Below are 18,502 nucleotides of genomic sequence, written 5' to 3' on the forward strand. Positions count from 1 at the left end.
CGGGACCCGTTACTGATTACAACTTGATCCAGGTCGCCTTCAGTTCGGTGTACTTGTCGAACGCGTGCAGCGACTTGTCGCGGCCATTACCCGACTGCTTGAAGCCACCGAATGGTGCAGTCATGTCGCCGCCGTCGTACTGGTTGACCCAGACGCTACCGGCACGCAGCGCACGGGCGGTCAGGTGAGCCTTGGAGATGTCCTTGGTCCACACCGCTGCGGCAAGGCCGTATGGCGTGTCGTTGGCGATCGCAACGGCTTCTTCGGCGGTGTCGAAAGCGATGACCGACAACACCGGGCCAAAGATTTCTTCCTGAGCGATTTTCATCGCGTTGCTTACGCCGTCGAAAATCGTTGGCTCAACGTAAGTGCCCCCGGTTTCCTGAAGCGTGCGCTTGCCACCGGCCACCAGTTTGGCGCCGTCGGCATGACCGGACTCAATATAGGACAGCACGGTGTTCATCTGCTGAGTATCGACCAGCGCGCCAACGTTGGTCGCCGGGTCCAGCGGGTTACCCGGCTTCCAGGTTTTCAGGGCCTCGATCACCAGCGGCAGGAATGTATCCTTGATCGAACGCTCCACCAGCAGGCGCGAACCGGCGGTGCAGACTTCGCCCTGGTTGAAGGCGATGGCACCGGCAGCGGCTTCGGCAGCCTCTTGCAGGTTCGGCGCATCGGCGAACACGATGTTCGGGCTCTTGCCGCCGGCTTCGAGCCAGACACGTTTCATGTTCGACTCGCCCGAGTAGATCAGCAGTTGCTTGGCGATTTTGGTCGAACCGGTGAACACCAGCGTGTCGACATCGTTGTGCAGGGCCAGGGCCTTGCCGACGGTGTGACCGTAACCTGGCAGGACGTTCAACACGCCTTTAGGGATACCGGCTTCAACGGCCAGTGCCGCGATGCGAATGGCGGTCAACGGCGATTTTTCCGACGGCTTGAGGATCACCGAGTTACCGGTGGACAGCGCCGGACCGAGTTTCCAGCAGGCCATCATCAGCGGGAAGTTCCACGGCACGATGGCGCCCACGACACCGACCGGCTCGCGCGTCACCAGACCCAGCTGATCGTGCGGGGTGGCTGCAACTTCGTCGTAGATCTTGTCGATGGCTTCGCCGCTCCAGCTCAGGGCTTGCGCCGCGCCGGGAACGTCGATGTACAGGGAATCGCTGATCGGCTTGCCCATGTCCAGGGTTTCAAGCAGCGCCAGCTCTTCAGCATTCTGCTTCAACAGCCCGGCGAAACGGATCATGGTGGCTTTGCGTTTGGCTGGCGCCAGGCGCGACCAGACGCCGGAATTGAAGGTGGCGCGAGCGTTTTCAACAGCGCGCTGGGCGTCGGCGGCGTCACAGCTGGCGACTTTGCCCAGCAGACGGCCATCGACCGGGCTGATGCACTCGAACGTCTCGGCGGAGACAGCGTCGGTGTATTCGCCATTGATGTAGGCACGGCCTTCGATCTTCAGATCGCGAGCCCGTTGTTCCCAGTCGGCACGAGTCAGGGTGGTCATTCGAGTGTCCTCCTCTTATTGAATACGAACGCTGCGCGGTCTTCGCGGGCGCTGTCAGGAATTCTGCCCGGCCAGCCTGCTTTTTCGGCCCAAGGCAACTGCCACCCTAAACCAGCCACCCCTCATGTTTCAATATATTTGACATAAGGCCGGCAAACGGCCTTGCGATGTTCATTTTAATAAACATAGACTTTGGACTTTTCAGGCAATCACGGGAAATTACAACAATGAAGATCCAGGATGTCGTCGACTTCAGCCAGGCCACGACCGCGCCCGAGCGCTATCGGCCGGACCCGGCGAAAGTCCTCAAGGGCGATCCCGAGCAAGCGGTGTACAACCATTACAACAGCCCGTGCGGGCAGTTGAATGCTGGTGTTTGGGAAGGCGAAGTCGGGCAATGGACGGTGAACTTCACCGAACACGAGTACTGCGAAATCGTTCAAGGGGTTTCAGTGCTGCGCGACAACGATGGCAACAGCAAAACCCTGCGCGCGGGTGACCGCTTCGTGATTCCTGCCGGCTTCCGGGGCACTTGGGAAGTACTGGAGCCGTGCCGCAAGATTTATGTGGCGTTTGAGCAGAAGGCTTGAGGCTTTCCCGAGGCAACAAAAAAGGCCCGTATCTCGCGATACGGGCCTTTTTCGTAAGAGAGAAAAATCAATTACTTGATTTTGCCTTCTTTGTAGATCACGTGCTTGCGAACAACCGGATCAAATTTCTTGATCTCGATTTTGTCCGGGGTAGTACGCTTGTTCTTGTCGGTAGTGTAGAAGTGACCAGTACCGGCGCTCGAAATCAAACGAATCAATTCACGCATGATTAGCTCCCTTAGATCTTGCCGGCTTTGCGGATTTCGGCCAGCACGACAGTGATGCCACGCTTGTCGATAATACGCATGCCTTTGGCAGATACGCGCAGACGCACGAAACGTTTCTCTTCTTCAACCCAGAAGCGGTGATGCTGCAGGTTCGGCAGGAAACGACGACGGGTTTTGTTGTTTGCGTGGGAAATGTTATTCCCAGTCACCGGACCCTTACCGGTAACTTGACATACTCTCGACATGCCTCAGCCCTCTAAAACCACATGCCCAACCCGGCATGGGTTGGCCGCTTAATCTCTCAGTCATTTGGCGCCAGGCGCCGCGTTTCTTTAGAGGTCTTACCGGCTACACCTACAGTGAAGGAACCGGGCCCCTAGAAAAGAGCGCTGCTTTATACCAGAAAGACTGAAGAGCAACAACATTCCGTGTGCACAGACTAAATAAAAACCCGGTTTTTTGGGCCACAAGCGCCTTGGATAAAGGCTATCGTCGCAAAAGACCGCTCGTCGCAGAGAATCGGCCAACCGGCCAACCCAGGGTTCTTCTCAGCCGGTGCGCACTGAAAACAATCGCACATACTCCCCTTAAAATGAAAAAGGGGATAGTCATTTGCAAAAGAGCCCACTAGGGTAAGCCTTTTCCAGACTGCACTTGCAGATGGGCCTTCGATCTGTAAAGGAATCCGACCATGCGCCTCGCTGCCCTACCGCTTCTGCTTGCCCCGCTCCTGCTGAGCCCATTGGCCCACGCCGCCGCCCTGAGCGTCTGCACCGAGGCCAGCCCTGAAGGGTTTGATGTGGTGCAATACAACTCGCTGACCACCACCAATGCCTCGGCCGATGTGCTGATGAATCGCCTGGTGGACTTCGACACGGCTAGCGGCAAAGTGGTCGCCAGCCTGGCGGACAGCTGGGAAGTCACGCCCGACGGCCTGACATACGTGTTCAAACTGCATCCGCAGGTGAAATTTCACCGCACCGACTACTTCAGCCCGACGCGCGACCTGACCGCCGAAGACGTGATTTTCAGCTTCGAGCGCATGCTCGATCCGGCCAATCCGTGGCACAAGGTCGCCCAGAGCGGTTTCCCGCACGCGCAATCGATGCAATTGCCCACGCTGATCAAGAAGATCGACGCGCTGGACCCCTTGACCGTGCGGTTCACCCTCGATCACCCGGACTCGACGTTCCTGGCCACCCTGAGCATGGGCTTCGCCTCGATCTATTCCGCCGAGTACGCCGACAAGCTGATGAAAGCCGGCGCTGCAGAGAAGCTCAACAGCCAGCCCATCGGCACCGGCCCGTTCGTGTTCACGCGCTTCCAGAAAGACGCCTCGATTCGCTACAAGGCCAACCCGGACTACTTCGGCGGCAAGCCTTCGGTGGACCCGCTGATTTTCGCGATCACGCCGGATGCCAACGTGCGCCTGCAGAAATTGCGTCGTAACGAATGCCAGATCGCCCTGTCGCCCAAGCCTCTGGACGTACAGGCCGCGCTGAAGGAACCGACATTAAAAGTGGAAAAGACTGACGCCTTCATGACCGCGTTTGTGGGCATCAACAGCCAGCATCCACCACTGGACAAACCGGAAGTGCGACAGGCGATCAACCTTGCGTTCGACAAGGCCAATTACATCAAAGCCGTGTTCGAGGACACCGCCGAGCCAGCCAATGGCCCGTACCCGCCGAATACCTGGAGTTATGCCAAAGGCTTGCCGGGCTACCCGCACGACGTCGCGAAAGCCAAGGCCTTGATGGTCAAGGCCGGGCTGAAAGACGGTTTCCAGACCACCATCTGGACCCGTCCTTCCGGCAGTTTGCTGAACCCCAACCCAAGCCTTGGCGCGCAGTTGCTTCAATCCGACCTCGCGGAAATCGGCATTCAAGCCGAAATCCGGGTGATCGAATGGGGCGAACTGATCCGTCGCGCCAAGGCCGGCGAGCATGACCTTCTGTTTATGGGCTGGGCCGGCGATAACGGTGATCCGGACAACTTCCTTACGCCGCAGTTTTCCTGCGCAGCGGTCAAGTCCGGCACCAACTTCGCCCGTTATTGCAATCAGGACCTGGACAAGCTCATCAGCGCCGGCAAGACCACCGGCGAGCAAGGTGTGCGCTCCAAGCTGTATGAGCAGGCACAGGCGCAGATTCAGCAGCAGGCACTGTGGCTGCCGCTGGCGCATCCGACGGCGTTTGCATTGACGCGCAAGGAGGTCGAAGGGTACGCGGTCAGCCCGTTTGGCCGTCAGGATTACTCCAAGGTCAATCTCAAGTAATCAGCGTCACCACAAAACCCTGTGGGAGCCGAGCTTGCTCGCGATGGCGTTCGCTCACTCACTGAACGGGGTGATTGATACGACGCCATCGCGAGCAAGCTAGGCTCCTACAGGGTTCAGGCTTGTCGTGATTTCTCTTACATCCACCCGTACTCAGCCATGGACAGCGGATCGCCATCCCCGATGATGAAATGGTCGAGCACCCGCACATCAACCAGTTCGAGCGACTCTTGTAGGCGCTTGGTCAGCACTCGGTCGGCTTGACTGGGGTTGGTATTGCCCGACGGATGGTTGTGGCAGAGGATCAACGCGGCGGCGTTGTGAGCCAACGCGCGTTTGACCACTTGTCTCGGATAGACACTGGTGTTGTCGATGGAGCCACGAAACAGGACTTCAAAGGTCAGCACTTGATGCCTGGAATCCAGAAACAGACAGCCGAACACCTCGTGAGGCTCGTGGCGCAGCATTGATTTCAGGTAATCACGAACGGCCTGCGGGTTCTCCAGCGCCGATTTTTGCCGCGCACGTTCGGCCAAATGCCGCCGCCCCATTTCCTGAGCCGCTTGCAACTGCGCGAACTTCGCTGGTCCGAGCCCCAACTGACGGCTGAACGCGGCTTGATCTGCCTCAAGCAACGAGCGCAGGCTGCCAAACTGGTTCAACAGGTGTCGCGCCAGATCCACCGCGCTTTTACCCGATACGCCGGTCCGTAAAAAAATCGCCAGCAGTTCGGCGTCCGAAAGGCTCGCCGAGCCTAACTCCAGCAACCTCTCCCGCGGCCGCTCAGCCGCCGGCCAATCACGAATACTCATAGCACCTCCCTGGAATGTGGGCGCCGCTGTTCCGTAGCGGACGCTGTGATATCGTAGCCCATCTTTTTTGCGGGCGATTTCATCCCTGGGGAGGGGGTATCGCCCTGCAGTCATCAACGAAATGAAAGGCAGACCTATGCAGCGGCTGTATCGGAAACGCATCGTTCTGGGCGTCGGCGGCGGCATTGCTGCCTACAAGAGCGCCGACCTGGTTCGCCGCCTGATCGACCAGGGCGCTGAAGTGCGCGTGGTCATGACCCGTGGCGGCAGCGAGTTCATCACCCCGCTGACCATGCAGGCCTTGTCCGGCCACCCCGTCCACCTCGACCTGCTGGACCCCGCGGCTGAAGCTGCCATGGGCCACATCGAGCTGGCCAAATGGGCCGACATGGTGCTGATCGCCCCTGCCACCGCGGACCTGATCGCCCGCCTGGCCCAAGGCATTGCCGACGACCTGCTGACCACGTTGGTGCTGGCCACCGACGCCGTGGTGGCCGTTGCTCCGGCGATGAACCAGGCCATGTGGCGCGACCCGGCCACCCAGGCCAACCTGCAAACCCTCGAAAGCCGCGACATCAAAGCCTTCGGCCCGGCCTCCGGTAGCCAGGCCTGTGGCGACGTCGGCCTGGGCCGCATGCTCGAAGCCGTCGAACTCGCCCAATGCGCGGCGGACTGCTTCCAGCGCAAAGCGTTGACCGGCAAACACGTGCTGATCACTGCCGGCCCGACCCAGGAAAACATCGATCCGGTGCGCTACATCACCAACCACAGCTCCGGAAAAATGGGCTTTGCCCTGGCCGAAGCCGCGGTAGAGGCCGGCGCCCGCGTGACCCTGATCACCGGCCCGGTGCACCTGCCAACACCGGATCGCGTGACGCGCATCGACGTGGTCAGTGCCCGCGACATGCTCGCCGCCTGCGAAGCTGCGATCCCTTGCGACCTGTTCATCGCCTCGGCAGCGGTCGCGGATTACCGCCCGGAAGTCGTCGCCCCACAGAAACTCAAGAAAGACCCTACGAACGGCGACGGCTTGTTACTACAGATGGTGCGTAACCCGGACATCCTGGCCACCATCGCCACGCGCCCTGACCGTCCGTTCAGTGTCGGTTTTGCCGCTGAAACCGAACACCTGCTCGACTACGCTGCGCGCAAGTTGAAAGACAAGAACCTCGATTTGATCGTCGCCAACGACGTCGCCAACCCGAGCATTGGCTTCAACAGCGAAGAAAACGCCTGCAGCGTGATCGACCGCGAGCTACACGCCACACTTTTCGCCCAGACCAGCAAGAGCAAGATTGCTCGCCAGCTGATCACTTTTATCGCCGAACGTCTGAACCAGGTTTAATTTACATGCACGCTTTGCAAGCCAAGATCCTCGACCCTCGCATCGGTACCGAATTCCCGCTGCCGCAATACGCCACCCCAGGCTCCGCCGGCCTCGACCTGCGCGCCATGCTGGAAAAAGACATCGTGATCAAGCCGGGTGAAACCGTGCTGATTCCGACCGGCCTGTCGGTCTACATCGGCGATCCGGGCCTGGCGGCACTGATTCTGCCGCGTTCTGGCCTGGGCCATAAGCACGGCATCGTGCTGGGCAACCTGGTCGGCTTGATCGACTCCGATTACCAGGGCCCGTTGATGGTGTCCTGCTGGAACCGTGGCCAGACCGAATTCACCATGGTCGTTGGCGAGCGCCTGGCTCAATTGGTGCTGGTGCCCGTGGTTCAAGCGCATTTCGAGATGGTTGAAGAGTTCGTCGAAACCCAGCGCGGCACGGGCGGTTTCGGACATTCCGGCAGCCATTGATCCGATAGAGAACCAGTGGGAGCGAGCAAGCTTGCTCCCACTGGTTTGGCACTGAATTACAAAGTTCATCTGGAAGGTTTACCGCCGAAAATCAAGGCATTGGCCGCCCCAGGTTCCGCTAATCCCGGTGGCATGGCCTTTTCGCACCACGAACTCTCCGTGGAAAACGCCGTCATACCCTTCAGTTTGAGCAGGCCGATGCATTTGTCGCAGGCCGGTACAGCCACTTTCGAGATGGAGCATTCCTACAGATGAACACCCCCGCCCAAGTCGCCCCCAAGTTTCCCGACAGCATCTTCCGTGCGTACGACATTCGCGGCACCGTCCCGGAGTTCTTGAACGCTGAAACCGCTTACTGGCTGGGCCGCGCCATCGGCGCCCAAAGCCTGGCTCAGGACGAACCGAACGTTTCCGTGGGTCGCGACGGCCGCCTGTCCGGCCCGGAGCTGGTCGAACAACTGATCAAAGGCCTGGCCGATGCCGGTTGCCACGTCAGCGACGTCGGCCTGGTGCCGACGCCGGCGCTGTACTACGCCGCCAACGTATTGGCCGGCAAATCGGGCGTGATGCTCACCGGCAGCCACAACCCGTCGAATTACAACGGCTTCAAGATCGTCATCGCCGGCGATACCCTGGCCAACGAACAGATCCAGGCCCTGCACGACCGCCTCAAGACCCACAACCTGAGCAGCGGCAAGGGCAGCGTGACCAAAGTCGAGATCCTCGACCGCTACAACACCGAAATCGTTCAGGACATCAAACTGGCCCGCCGCCTGAAAGTCGTGGTCGACTGCGGCAATGGCGCGGCTGGTGTGATCGCCCCGCAGTTGATCGAAGCGCTGAACTGCGAAGTTATTCCGCTGTTCTGCGACGTCGACGGCAACTTCCCGAACCACCACCCGGACCCGGGCAAGCCTGAAAACCTCGTGGACCTGATCGCCAAGGTCAAGGAAACCAACGCCGACCTCGGCCTGGCCTTCGACGGCGACGGCGACCGCGTTGGCGTCGTGACCAACACCGGCAGCATCGTCTACCCGGACCGCCTGCTGATGCTGTTCGCCCGCGACGTGCTGGCGCGCAACCCGGACGCGGAGATCATCTTCGACGTCAAATGCACCCGCCGCCTGGTTCCGCTGATCAAGGAATATGGCGGTCGGCCGCTAATGTGGAAGACCGGTCACTCCTTGATCAAAAAGAAAATGAAACAATCCGGCGCGTTGCTGGCCGGCGAAATGAGCGGGCACATTTTCTTCAAGGAACGCTGGTTCGGCTTCGACGACGGCATTTACAGCGCCGCGCGTCTGCTGGAGATCCTCAGCAAGGAAAAATCCACCGCGCAAGAGCTGTTTGAGACCTTCCCGAACGATATTTCTACGCCGGAAATCAATATCCATGTGACCGAAGAGAGCAAATTCAGCATCATTGATGCACTGCACGATGCGAAGTGGGGCGAAGGCGCTGACCTGACCACCATCGACGGCGTGCGAGTCGACTACGCCAAAGGCTGGGGCCTGGTGCGCGCCTCCAACACCACCCCGGTGCTGGTGCTGCGCTTCGAGGCCGATGACGAGGCTGAATTGCAGCGCATCAAGGACGTGTTCCACACCCAGCTGAAACGTGTTGCACCTGATCTCCAATTACCGTTTTGATTTAACGAAGCACCCGGAGCCCTGAATGACCCTCGAACGCGAAGCCGCCGCCAACACCGCCAAGGTCCTGTCCGAAGCACTGCCTTACATTCGCCGCTATGTCGGCAAGACGCTGGTGATCAAATACGGCGGCAACGCGATGGAAAGCGAGGAGCTGAAAACCGGCTTCGCCCGCGACATCGTGCTGATGAAAGCTGTGGGCATCAACCCGGTGGTCGTTCACGGCGGCGGCCCGCAAATCGGCGACCTGCTCAAGCGTCTGTCGATCGAGAGCCATTTTGTCGATGGCATGCGCGTCACTGACGCCGCGACCATGGACGTGGTGGAAATGGTTCTCGGCGGTCAGGTCAACAAAAGCATCGTCAACCTGATCAACCGTCACGGCGGCAGCGCCATCGGCCTGACCGGTAAAGACGCCGGGCTGATTCGCGCGAAGAAACTGACCGTCACCCGCCAGACCCCGGAGATGACCCAGCCGGAAATCATCGACATCGGTCAGGTGGGCGAAGTGGTCGGGATCAACACCGAGCTGCTGAACCTGCTGGTGAAAGGCAACTTCATTCCAGTGATCGCGCCAATCGGCGTCGGCGAGAACGGCGAGTCGTACAACATCAACGCCGACCTGGTGGCCGGTAAAGTCGCCGAGGCGCTGAAAGCCGAGAAGCTGATGCTGCTGACCAACATCGCTGGCCTGATGGACAAGTCGGGCACCGTGTTGACCGGCCTGACCACCCAGCAGGTCGACGAGCTGATCGCTGACGGCACGATCTACGGCGGCATGCTGCCGAAGATCCGTTGCGCGCTGGAAGCGGTTCAGGGCGGGGTCGGCAGCTCGTTGATCATTGATGGCCGGGTACCGAATGCGATTCTGCTGGAAATCTTCACCGATACCGGTGTGGGTACGCTGATCAGTAATCGCAAGCGTCCTTAAGCGGCACATACAAAAAGACCCCGCTCAGCCTGGCTGAGCGGGGTCTTTTTTTGCCCTGAAGAAGCGATCAGACGCCGAACTGGGCGCGATAGGCTTCAACGGCTGGCAGGTGCTGTTTGAGCTGCGGATCGTCAGCCAGGAATTCCAGCACCTGGTTCAGCGACACGATGCTGATCACCGGAATGCCGAAGTCACGCTCCACTTCCTGGATGGCCGACAACTCACCGTTGCCACGCTCCTGGCGATTCAGGGCGATCAGCACGCCCTTGGCCTTGGCGCCGTCCTGGGAAGCGATGATCTGCATCACTTCACGAATCGCGGTGCCGGCGGTGATCACGTCGTCGATGATCAGCACGTCGCCGGTCAGCGGTGCGCCGACCAGGCTGCCGCCTTCGCCATGGGCCTTGACTTCTTTGCGGTTGAAGCACCACGGCAGATCGCGCTCGTGATGTTCGGCCAGGGCCACTGCCGTGGTCGCCGCCAACGGGATGCCTTTGTAGGCCGGGCCAAACAGCACGTCGAACGAAATGCCGCTCTCGACGATGGCTGCCGCGTAGAAACGACCCAGCTGCGCAAGGGCCGAGCCCGTGTTGAACAGGCCGGCATTGAAGAAGTAAGGACTGGTGCGCCCGGACTTCAGGGTGAACTCACCGAAGCGCAAAACGCCGCGATCGATGGCAAAACGAATGAAATCGCGCTGATACGCTTGCATGAAAAAAACCCCAAATACCACGGATTTAGCTAATTAGGTTGACGCCGTGTATCATACACGCACGCGATTTTTGGGGCCATTTATGCGGATCATCAGTGTGAACGTCAATGGTATTCAGGCTGCAGTGGAGCGAGGGTTGCTCAGTTGGCTGCAAGCACAGAATGCCGACGTCATCTGCCTGCAGGACACCCGCGCCTCCGCCTTTGAACTGGACGATCCAGCCTTCCAACTGGATGGCTACTTCCTTTATGCCTGCGAAGCCGAAGTTCCCGCCCAGGGTGGCGTGGCTTTGTATTCGCGGTTGCAGCCGAAGGCAGTCATCAGCGGTCTCGGCTTCGAGACGGCCGACCGCTACGGGCGCTACCTGCAAGCCGATTTCGACAAGGTCAGCATCGCGACCTTACTGCTCCCTTCGGGGCAGAACGGCGATGAAGACTTGAACCAGAAGTTCAAGCTAATGGACGACTTCGCCCGTTATCTGGATAAACAGCGACGCAAACGTCGCGAGTACATTTATTGTGGCTCGCTGTACGTGGCGCAACAGAAGCTGGATATCAAGAACTGGCGCGACAGCCAGCAATCCCCGGGCTTCCTGGCACCTGAACGTGCCTGGATGGACGAGATTGTCGGCAACATGGGCTATGTTGATGCCCTGCGTGAAGTCAGCCGTGAAGGCGACCAGTACAGCTGGTGGCCGGACAACGAACAGGCTGAGATGCTCAACCTGGGCTGGCGTTTCGACTACCAGTTGCTGACCCCTGGCCTGCGTCGCTTCGTGCGTAGCGCGCGCCTGCCACGTCAGCCACGGTTCTCGCAGCACGCACCACTGATCGTGGACTACGACTGGACGCTGACTATCTAAGCGTCGTTTCGCAGATAAAAAAATGCCCGTATCGCAAGATACGGGCATTTTTTATGGATCGTGGGCCGGGGTCGAACCTTCAACCAGCGGCGAGAAACGGTAGCGCAAGGTACAACTTGATCACGATGACATTAATGATATCAATGAAGAACGCCCCCACCATGGGCACCACGAGAAATGCGATTTGCGAAGGCCCGTAACGCTGCGTCACCGCCTGCATGTTAGCAATGGCCGTGGGTGTGGCACCCAGTCCAAAACCGCAGTGCCCTGCCGCCAACACCGCCGCATCGTAGTTACCGCCCATGACTCTGAACGTCACGAAAATTGAATACAGCGCCATGACCAACGTTTGCGCCGCCAGAATGATGAAGATCGGCAAGGCCAGTGCCGCCAGATCCCAGAGCTTGAGCGACATCAAGGCAATCGCCAGAAACAGCGACAGGCTGACATTCCCCAACACAGAAACTTCACGCTCGAATACCTGATACAAGCCCAACGCTGAAAGTCCGTTGCGTAAAACCACACCAACGAACAAGACGCACACGAACGTTGGCAACTCAAGTGCAGTTCCTTGCAGCCAGCCATTCAGAAGATTGCCGGCTAATAAGCTGACTGCGATTAGAGCGAGCGTCTCGATAAACGAGAATGGCGTGATCGAGCGCTCTTTGTTCGGTTGTTCAAATCCCTTTGGCAACGGCGGCGCTTCCTGAGGGTGACAGCCGGGCACTTGAACACGCTTGATCAGCAGGCGAGCGACCGGACCACCAATCAAGCCACCCAACACCAGGCCAAACGTCGCGGAGGCAATCGCGAGTTCGGAAGCAGAAGCCAGACCGTACTTCTCACTGAACACAGTGCCCCACGCAGCGCCTGTACCATGCCCCCCTGACAACGTAATCGAGCCTGTCAGCAGCCCCATTAAAGGGTCGAGTCCCAGCATTTTTGCGAGGCCAATGCCCATGGCATTCTGGACTACCAAAAGTCCGGCGACTGCCAGCAGAAAAACGCCCACTACGCGACCGCCCTTCTTCAGGCTGGCGAAGTCCGCACTCAAGCCGATGGTGGCAAAAAAAGCCAACATCAATGGCGTCTGCAATGAAGTATCGAAGCGGACCTCAAAATCAAAAGTTCGCATGACCAAGAGAGCCAGGGCAACCAACAGGCCACCGGCGACAGGTTCAGGGATGTTGTAATTACGTAGAAAACCAACACGTGTAACAAGTCCGCGCCCCAGCAAAAGAACTAAGGAGGCGGCCACAAGCGTTCCATAAAAGTCGAGCTGAATCATTGGTATTATTCTTGGCTATATATTCAGAGGCGCACTTTTTACCCGCGCACACCTCTTGAACCGGCTGAGTGTCTCAACACTGATTGTTTGAAATTCAAAGACCTTCGATGGCTTGAATATGTCGAAATATTTCAGATTGAATATAACGTGGGGCAACTCTATCAACCGTAAAGTCTCATTGCCAAGGGCATAGAGGGTACTGATGCAATGCAGTTGTGACTAAAAGTGTAAGAGCGATAATTGTGTATACGGAAATAGTCACTATCGGTGGGTATCGCAAAAGGCAACGGTAGATAACCTAACTTCAAAAAAAATGCCCCGACAAATCGGGGCATTTTTTTATGCGTGTCACTTGATCAACCGCCAGGTGAACGGATACCGATAGGGAAACCCTTCGTTAGCCTTCACACCTGCAATGATCGTCAGCACCAACGCGCCTATCGCCACCAGACCGAACATGAAAAACCCGATAATCACCACCATCAGCAAGAAGCAGATGGTGGAGGCAATGGCGACGGTGATCTGAAAGTTCAGCGCCTCCTTGCCCTGCGCATCGACAAACGGGTCCATCTCGCGCTTCATCTGCCAGAGAATCAGCGGGCCGATCAGCGTGCCGAACGGAATCCAGATCCCCAGCAAGGCGGACAAGTGACAAAACATCGCCCACTGTCGAGCCTCTTTGCTCGGGATGGGAAGCAGCTCTTGCTCATCACTCATAACGTCCTCCTTGGTTGAAGCGGGTCCGATCAGTCGGCCAGTGCAGCTTTTTGCAGCTCGAAGATTTCAGTCATGCCTTTCTTCGCCAGTTCCAGCATGGCGTTCAGCTCTTCAGGCTGGAACGGTGCGCCTTCGGCAGTGCCCTGAACTTCAATGAAACCGCCAGTGCTGGTCATCACCACGTTCAGGTCGGTCTCGGCAGCCGAGTCTTCCAGATAGTCGAGGTCGAGCACAGGTTCGCCCTGGTACATGCCCACGGAAACGGCCGCGATCATTTGCTTCAACGGGTCGCCGCCTTTCAGGCCGCCGCGTTTCTTGATCACTTTCAAGGCATCGACCAGTGCAACCATGGCACCGGTGATGGACGCGGTGCGAGTGCCACCGTCAGCCTGGATCACGTCACAGTCGACGTACAGGGTCACATCGCCCAGCTTGGACATGTCCAGCGAAGCGCGCAGGGAACGACCGATCAGACGCTGGATTTCCAGGGTACGGCCGCCTTGCTTGCCACGGCTCGCTTCACGCTGGTTACGCTCGCCAGTGGCGCGCGGCAACATGCCGTATTCGGCGGTCAACCAGCCCTGGCCCTGGCCTTTGAGGAAACGCGGCACGCCGTTTTCGACGCTGACGGTGCAGATGACTTTGGTATCACCGAACTCGACCAGCACAGAACCCTCGGCGTGTTTGGTGTAGTTGCGGGTAATGCGGATCGAGCGGAGCTGATCGGCAGCGCGACCACTTGGACGTTTCATAGGGAATACCTGTACGGGGGACGGAAAACTGCGGAGCATTATAGAGCCGCTGGCCACGAGTGGGCACTTCTAAAAAATCCGCCCGACGACCGAAGGCCCTGAACAGCGCTTTACCGACGGCCTGCAGCCCTTTGTCACACCGTGTGTTTGGGCGCATCTGCCCCACTGCGCTACAATCCTGCGCCTTTGCTGCCTGTCGGCTTTTATTCACAGATATCGGGTCCGCGAAACCTTCGGTAACGCAAACCCGACTTGCGAGGTACCTCCATGGTGCACAGCATGACCGCCTTCGCCCGCGTAGAAAAAGCCGGCACCCAAGGCACCCTGAGCTGGGAACTGCGCTCGGTCAACAGCCGCTACCTGGAGCCGCACTTGCGCCTGCCGGAGTCCTTTCGGGAGCTCGAAGGCGCAGTCCGCGAGGCCCTGCGTCAAGGCATCTCCCGGGGCAAGCTTGAATGCACCCTGCGCTTCACCGAAGAAAACACCGACAAACCACTGCAGGTGGACCGCGAGCGCGCCGCGCAATTGGTCGCTGCTGCCGAGACGATTGCCAGCCTGATCAAGAACCCTGCGGCGCTCAACCCGCTGGAAGTGCTGGCGTGGCCTGGCGTGCTGGTAGGTGACGCCACCGACCCGCAAGCCTTGAATGCCGAAGCATTGGCGCTGTTCAACGAAGGACTGAAAGAACTCAAGGCCGGTCGCGAGCGCGAAGGCGCGGAGCTGGCGCGGTTGATCAACGATCGCCTGACCTCCATTGAGGAAGACGTCGTCACCCTGCGCGAACTGGTCCCGCAGATGCTCACCACCCAGCGCCAGAAAGTCCTCGACCGCTTCGCCGACATGAAGGCCGACCTCGACCCGCAGCGTCTGGAGCAGGAAATGGTCATGCTCGCTCAAAAGAGCGACGTCGCCGAAGAACTGGATCGCCTGAGCACTCACATCATCGAAGTTCGCCGGGTGCTCAAATCCGGCGGCGCTGCTGGTCGGCGCCTGGACTTCCTGATGCAGGAGCTCAACCGCGAAGCCAACACACTGGGCTCCAAAGCCTTCGACCCGCGCAGCACCCAGGCGGCGGTCAACCTCAAAGTGTTGATCGAGCAGATGCGCGAACAAGTGCAGAATATTGAGTAAGGCAAACCCGACATGACCCACAGCACCGGCACCCTGTACATCATTTCCGCCCCTTCGGGTGCGGGCAAGAGCAGCCTGGTCAAGGCTCTGACCGACACCAACCCGGAGATTCGCGTATCGATTTCCCACACCACCCGCGCCATGCGTCCGGGTGAAGTGGACGGCGTGAACTATCACTTCGTGACCCGCGAAGCCTTTGTGAAAATGGGCGAGCACGGTGATTTCCTGGAGCGCGCCGAAGTATTCGGCAACTTCTACGGTACCTCGCAAAGCCATCTGCAGCAGACGCTGGACGAAGGCCACGACCTGATTCTGGAAATCGACTGGCAAGGCGCGGAACAAGTGCGCAAGCTAATGCCCCAGGCGCGTTCGATCTTCATTCTGCCGCCATCGCTGCAAGCCTTGCACCAGCGCCTGACCAACCGCGGCCAAGACAGCGACGAGATCATTGCCGGCCGGATGCGCGAAGCCGTCAACGAAATGAGCCACTATGTCGAGTACGACTACCTGATCATCAATGACGATTTCTCCCACGCGCTGGATGACCTGAAGGCGATTTTCCGTGCCAATCAATTGCAGCAGAAGCGCCAACAGGTGCGTTTCGGCAGGCTGCTGGCTGAATTGCTCGGCTAAACAGCACTTCCCAAAACCGCTGCAAGGGCTTTACATTGGCACTTGCAGCGCGTTGAAGGGCTTGGTCAAAAAATCAGCGCTTCCCTAATCGCTGGTGATTTTTTAAACTGTTCAGTCCGCTCGCCCACCCGGGCAGCGCGCATATTGCATTCGCTCCGAGGAATACCATGGCCCGCGTAACCGTTGAAGACTGCCTGAACCACGTGGAAAACCGTTTTGAACTGGTCATGCTGTCCACCAAGCGTGCCCGTCAACTGGCCACCGGCGGCAAAGAGCCACTGGTACAGTGGGAAAACGACAAGCCTACCGTTGTAGCGCTGCGTGAAATCGCTGAAGGCCTGATGAGCTACGAGTTCATCGCCAACGCTGAAATCGTCGAAGACGAACCGCTGTTCGCAGCGTTCGAGGACGAGTCCAACGAGGCCGTCTAAGCCTATGCCTGGTCGACGTAGCACGGCGCGGGGTCACAGCGAACGGCAGGAGTTATCATGCCGAGCATAGACGCCCTCGCCGATCGCTTATCGACCTACCTCGGCAAGGACCAGGTCAACCTGGTTCGCCGAGCGTACTTCTACGCCGAACAAGCTCACGACGGTCAACGCCGCCGTAGCGGTGAGGCGTACGTCACGCACCCTCTTGCCGTGGCGAATATTCTTGCCGACATGCACATGGACCATCAGAGCCTGATGGCCGCGATGCTGCATGACGTGATCGAAGACACCGGTATTGCCAAAGAAGCGCTGCAAGCGCAGTTCGGTGAAACCGTAGCCGAACTGGTCGACGGGGTCAGCAAACTGACCCAGATGAACTTCGAGACCAAAGCCGAAGCCCAGGCCGAAAACTTCCAGAAAATGGCCATGGCCATGGCACGCGACATTCGCGTGATCCTGGTCAAGCTCGCCGACCGCCTGCACAACATGCGCACGCTGGAAGTCCTGTCCGGTGAAAAACGCCGGCGGATCGCCAAGGAAACCCTGGAAATCTATGCGCCCATTGCCAACCGGCTGGGCATGCACGCCATCCGCATAGAATTCGAAGACCTCGGCTTCAAGGCCATGCACCCGATGCGTTCCGCGCGGATCAACCAGGCCGTCAAGCGCGCCCGGGGCAACCGCAAGGAAATCGTCAACAAGATCGAAGAATCCCTCAGCCACTGCCTGGCCGTCGACGGCATTCAGGGCGAGGTCAGCGGTCGCCAGAAACACCTCTACGGCATCTACAAAAAAATGCGCGGCAAGCGTCGGGCGTTCAACGAGATCATGGACGTCTATGCGTTCCGGATCATCGTCGACAAGGTCGACACCTGCTACCGCGTGCTGGGCGCTGTGCATAATTTGTACAAACCGTTGCCGGGTCGTTTCAAGGATTACATCGCGATCCCCAAGGCCAACGGCTATCAGTCATTGCACACCACGTTGTTCGGCATGCACGGCGTTCCGATCGAGATTCAGATCCGCACCCGTGAAATGGAAGAGATGGCCAACAACGGCATCGCCGCCCATTGGCTGTACAAATCCAGCGGCGACGAGCAGCCAAAAGGCACTCACGCCCGCGCTCGCCAGTGGGTCAAAGGCGTGCTGGAAATGCAGCAACGGGCCGGCAACTCGCTGGAATTCATCGAGAGCGTGAAGATCGACCTGTTCCCGGACGAGGTCTACGTGTTCACGCCCAAAGGCCGGATCATGGAGCTGCCCAAAGGCTCCACGGCGGTCGACTTCGCTTACGCGGTGCACACGGACGTGGGCAACAGCTGCATCGCTTGCCGGATCAATCGTCGCCTCGCACCGCTGTCCGAACCGCTGCAAAGCGGCTCCACGGTCGAGATCGTCAGCGCTCCCGGTGCCCGGCCGAACCCGGCGTGGCTCAACTTCGTGGTCACGGGCAAGGCGCGGACACACATCCGCCATGCACTGAAACTGCAACGCCGCTCCGAATCCATCAGCCTCGGCGAACGCCTGCTGAACAAGGTGCTGAACGGCTTCGACAGTTCGCTGGAAAAAATCCAGCCCGAGCGAGTTACGGCGATGCTGGCCGAGTACCGCCTCGAACTGATCGAAGACCTGCTCGAAGACATCGGCCTGGGCAATCGCATGGCTTACGTGGTCGCCCGCCGCCTGCTTGGCGAAGGCGAACAGCTGCCAAGTCCGGAAGGTCCGCTGGCGATTCGCGGCACCGAAGGCCTGGTTCTCAGTTACGCCAAGTGCTGCACGCCGATCCCGGGCGACCCGATTGTCGGCCACCTGTCCGCAGGCAAAGGCATGGTTGTGCACCTGGACAACTGCCGCAATATCAGCGAAATCCGCCACAACCCGGAAAAATGCATCCAGCTCTCGTGGGCCAAGGATGTCACCGGCGAATTCAACGTCGAGCTGCGCGTCGAGCTGGAACATCAGCGCGGCCTGATCGCCCTGCTGGCCAGCAGCGTCAACGCGGCCGACGGCAATATCGAAAAAATCAGCATGGACGAACGCGATGGTCGCATCAGCGTGGTCCAACTGGTGGTCAGCGTGCACGACCGCGTGCACCTGGCTCGCGTGATCAAGAAACTGCGTGCCTTGACCGGGGTGATTCGCATCACCCGCATGCGTGCGTAAAGCCCACTCT

18 protein-coding genes and 1 pseudogene are annotated in these 18,502 nt (G+C 59.0%); 11 read left to right on the forward strand and 8 right to left on the reverse strand.

What is annotated here, in order from left to right; genetic code table 11:
* Positions 1-16: 16 nt before the first annotated feature.
* Positions 17-1,510 (reverse strand): aldehyde dehydrogenase, encoded by a 1,494-nt coding sequence (locus J2X66_RS06785; RefSeq protein WP_310262472.1) that lies wholly within the window; start codon positions 1,508-1,510, stop codon positions 17-19.
* 227 nt (positions 1,511-1,737) lie between these two features.
* On the opposite strand from J2X66_RS06785, the gene J2X66_RS06790 reads away from it, so the two are divergent.
* Complete coding sequence (locus J2X66_RS06790) at positions 1,738-2,100, forward strand: cupin domain-containing protein (protein WP_310262475.1); 363 nt, start codon at positions 1,738-1,740, stop codon at positions 2,098-2,100.
* 71 nt (positions 2,101-2,171) lie between these two features.
* On the opposite strand, the gene rpmG is transcribed toward J2X66_RS06790, so the two are convergent.
* A complete protein-coding gene (rpmG, locus tag J2X66_RS06795; RefSeq protein ID WP_007894709.1) occupies positions 2,172-2,327 on the reverse strand; it encodes a 50S ribosomal protein L33 in 156 nt (51 codons plus the stop codon).
* An 11-nt stretch (positions 2,328-2,338) separates the two neighbouring features.
* Complete coding sequence (gene rpmB, locus J2X66_RS06800; RefSeq protein ID WP_007894701.1) at positions 2,339-2,572, reverse strand: 50S ribosomal protein L28; 234 nt, start codon at positions 2,570-2,572, stop codon at positions 2,339-2,341.
* Positions 2,573-3,018: 446 nt separating this feature from the next.
* Here rpmB and J2X66_RS06805 point away from each other — a divergent pair, with 446 nt between their 5' ends.
* Complete coding sequence (locus tag J2X66_RS06805) at positions 3,019-4,605, forward strand: ABC transporter substrate-binding protein (RefSeq protein WP_310262478.1); 1,587 nt, start codon at positions 3,019-3,021, stop codon at positions 4,603-4,605.
* A gap of 137 nt (positions 4,606-4,742) precedes the next feature.
* Here the strand turns inward: J2X66_RS06805 and radC are convergent, their stop codons facing one another.
* Positions 4,743-5,417: a DNA repair protein RadC gene (radC, locus tag J2X66_RS06810; RefSeq protein ID WP_310262480.1), complete on the reverse strand. Its 675-nt coding sequence runs from the start codon at positions 5,415-5,417 to the stop codon at positions 4,743-4,745.
* A 136-nt stretch (positions 5,418-5,553) separates the two neighbouring features.
* On the opposite strand from radC, the gene coaBC reads away from it, so the two are divergent.
* The 4 genes and pseudogenes from coaBC (at position 5,554) to argB (ending at position 9,803) form a co-directional block, all read left to right on the forward strand.
* Positions 5,554-6,762 carry a bifunctional phosphopantothenoylcysteine decarboxylase/phosphopantothenate--cysteine ligase CoaBC gene (gene coaBC / locus J2X66_RS06815; protein WP_027926355.1) on the forward strand — a complete coding sequence of 403 codons (1,209 nt, stop codon included), beginning with the start codon at positions 5,554-5,556 and terminating at the stop codon, positions 6,760-6,762.
* 5 nt (positions 6,763-6,767) lie between these two features.
* Positions 6,768-7,223, forward strand: a complete 456-nt coding sequence (dut, locus tag J2X66_RS06820; RefSeq protein ID WP_027926354.1) for a dUTP diphosphatase — start codon at positions 6,768-6,770, stop codon at positions 7,221-7,223.
* A 272-nt stretch (positions 7,224-7,495) separates the two neighbouring features.
* Positions 7,496-8,872 (forward strand): annotated as a pseudogene (locus J2X66_RS06825) (phosphomannomutase/phosphoglucomutase); the annotation flags it as partial.
* Positions 8,873-8,897: 25 nt separating this feature from the next.
* Positions 8,898-9,803: an acetylglutamate kinase gene (gene argB / locus J2X66_RS06830; RefSeq protein ID WP_027926352.1), complete on the forward strand. Its 906-nt coding sequence runs from the start codon at positions 8,898-8,900 to the stop codon at positions 9,801-9,803.
* Positions 9,804-9,870: 67 nt separating this feature from the next.
* On the opposite strand, the gene pyrE is transcribed toward argB, so the two are convergent.
* The gene (gene pyrE / locus J2X66_RS06835; RefSeq protein ID WP_310262483.1) at positions 9,871-10,515 is read right to left on the reverse strand and encodes an orotate phosphoribosyltransferase; all 645 of its coding nucleotides are present in this window, start codon (positions 10,513-10,515) and stop codon (positions 9,871-9,873) included.
* A gap of 82 nt (positions 10,516-10,597) precedes the next feature.
* Here pyrE and J2X66_RS06840 point away from each other — a divergent pair, with 82 nt between their 5' ends.
* Positions 10,598-11,377, forward strand: a complete 780-nt coding sequence (locus J2X66_RS06840) for an exodeoxyribonuclease III (protein WP_007934608.1) — start codon at positions 10,598-10,600, stop codon at positions 11,375-11,377.
* 79 nt (positions 11,378-11,456) lie between these two features.
* On the opposite strand, the gene gltS is transcribed toward J2X66_RS06840, so the two are convergent.
* The 3 genes from gltS to rph all read right to left on the reverse strand — a co-directional run bounded on the left by gltS (position 11,457) and on the right by rph (position 14,134).
* Positions 11,457-12,665, reverse strand: coding sequence for a sodium/glutamate symporter (gltS, locus tag J2X66_RS06845; protein WP_310262488.1), 1,209 nt, complete (start codon positions 12,663-12,665; stop codon positions 11,457-11,459).
* 348 nt (positions 12,666-13,013) lie between these two features.
* A complete protein-coding gene (locus tag J2X66_RS06850; RefSeq protein ID WP_310262492.1) occupies positions 13,014-13,382 on the reverse strand; it encodes a DUF4870 domain-containing protein in 369 nt (122 codons plus the stop codon).
* 29 nt (positions 13,383-13,411) lie between these two features.
* Positions 13,412-14,134, reverse strand: coding sequence for a ribonuclease PH (gene rph, locus J2X66_RS06855; RefSeq protein ID WP_010465211.1), 723 nt, complete (start codon positions 14,132-14,134; stop codon positions 13,412-13,414).
* Between the two features lie 267 nt (positions 14,135-14,401).
* On the opposite strand from rph, the gene J2X66_RS06860 reads away from it, so the two are divergent.
* The 4 genes from J2X66_RS06860 to spoT all read left to right on the forward strand — a co-directional run bounded on the left by J2X66_RS06860 (position 14,402) and on the right by spoT (position 18,492).
* Complete coding sequence (locus J2X66_RS06860; protein WP_310262496.1) at positions 14,402-15,265, forward strand: YicC/YloC family endoribonuclease; 864 nt, start codon at positions 14,402-14,404, stop codon at positions 15,263-15,265.
* Between the two features lie 12 nt (positions 15,266-15,277).
* On the forward strand, positions 15,278-15,898 hold the full coding sequence (gene gmk / locus J2X66_RS06865) for a guanylate kinase (RefSeq protein WP_027926348.1): 621 nt from the start codon (positions 15,278-15,280) through the stop codon (positions 15,896-15,898).
* A gap of 167 nt (positions 15,899-16,065) precedes the next feature.
* Positions 16,066-16,329: a DNA-directed RNA polymerase subunit omega gene (gene rpoZ / locus J2X66_RS06870; RefSeq protein ID WP_007894670.1), complete on the forward strand. Its 264-nt coding sequence runs from the start codon at positions 16,066-16,068 to the stop codon at positions 16,327-16,329.
* Positions 16,330-16,386: 57 nt separating this feature from the next.
* Positions 16,387-18,492 carry a bifunctional GTP diphosphokinase/guanosine-3',5'-bis pyrophosphate 3'-pyrophosphohydrolase gene (gene spoT / locus J2X66_RS06875; RefSeq protein WP_027926347.1) on the forward strand — a complete coding sequence of 702 codons (2,106 nt, stop codon included), beginning with the start codon at positions 16,387-16,389 and terminating at the stop codon, positions 18,490-18,492.
* The last annotated feature ends 10 nt before the right edge of the window (positions 18,493-18,502 follow it).

The organism is Pseudomonas sp. 3296 (genome assembly GCF_031456615.1).
Lineage (GTDB): Bacteria > Pseudomonadota > Gammaproteobacteria > Pseudomonadales > Pseudomonadaceae > Aquipseudomonas > Aquipseudomonas mucoides.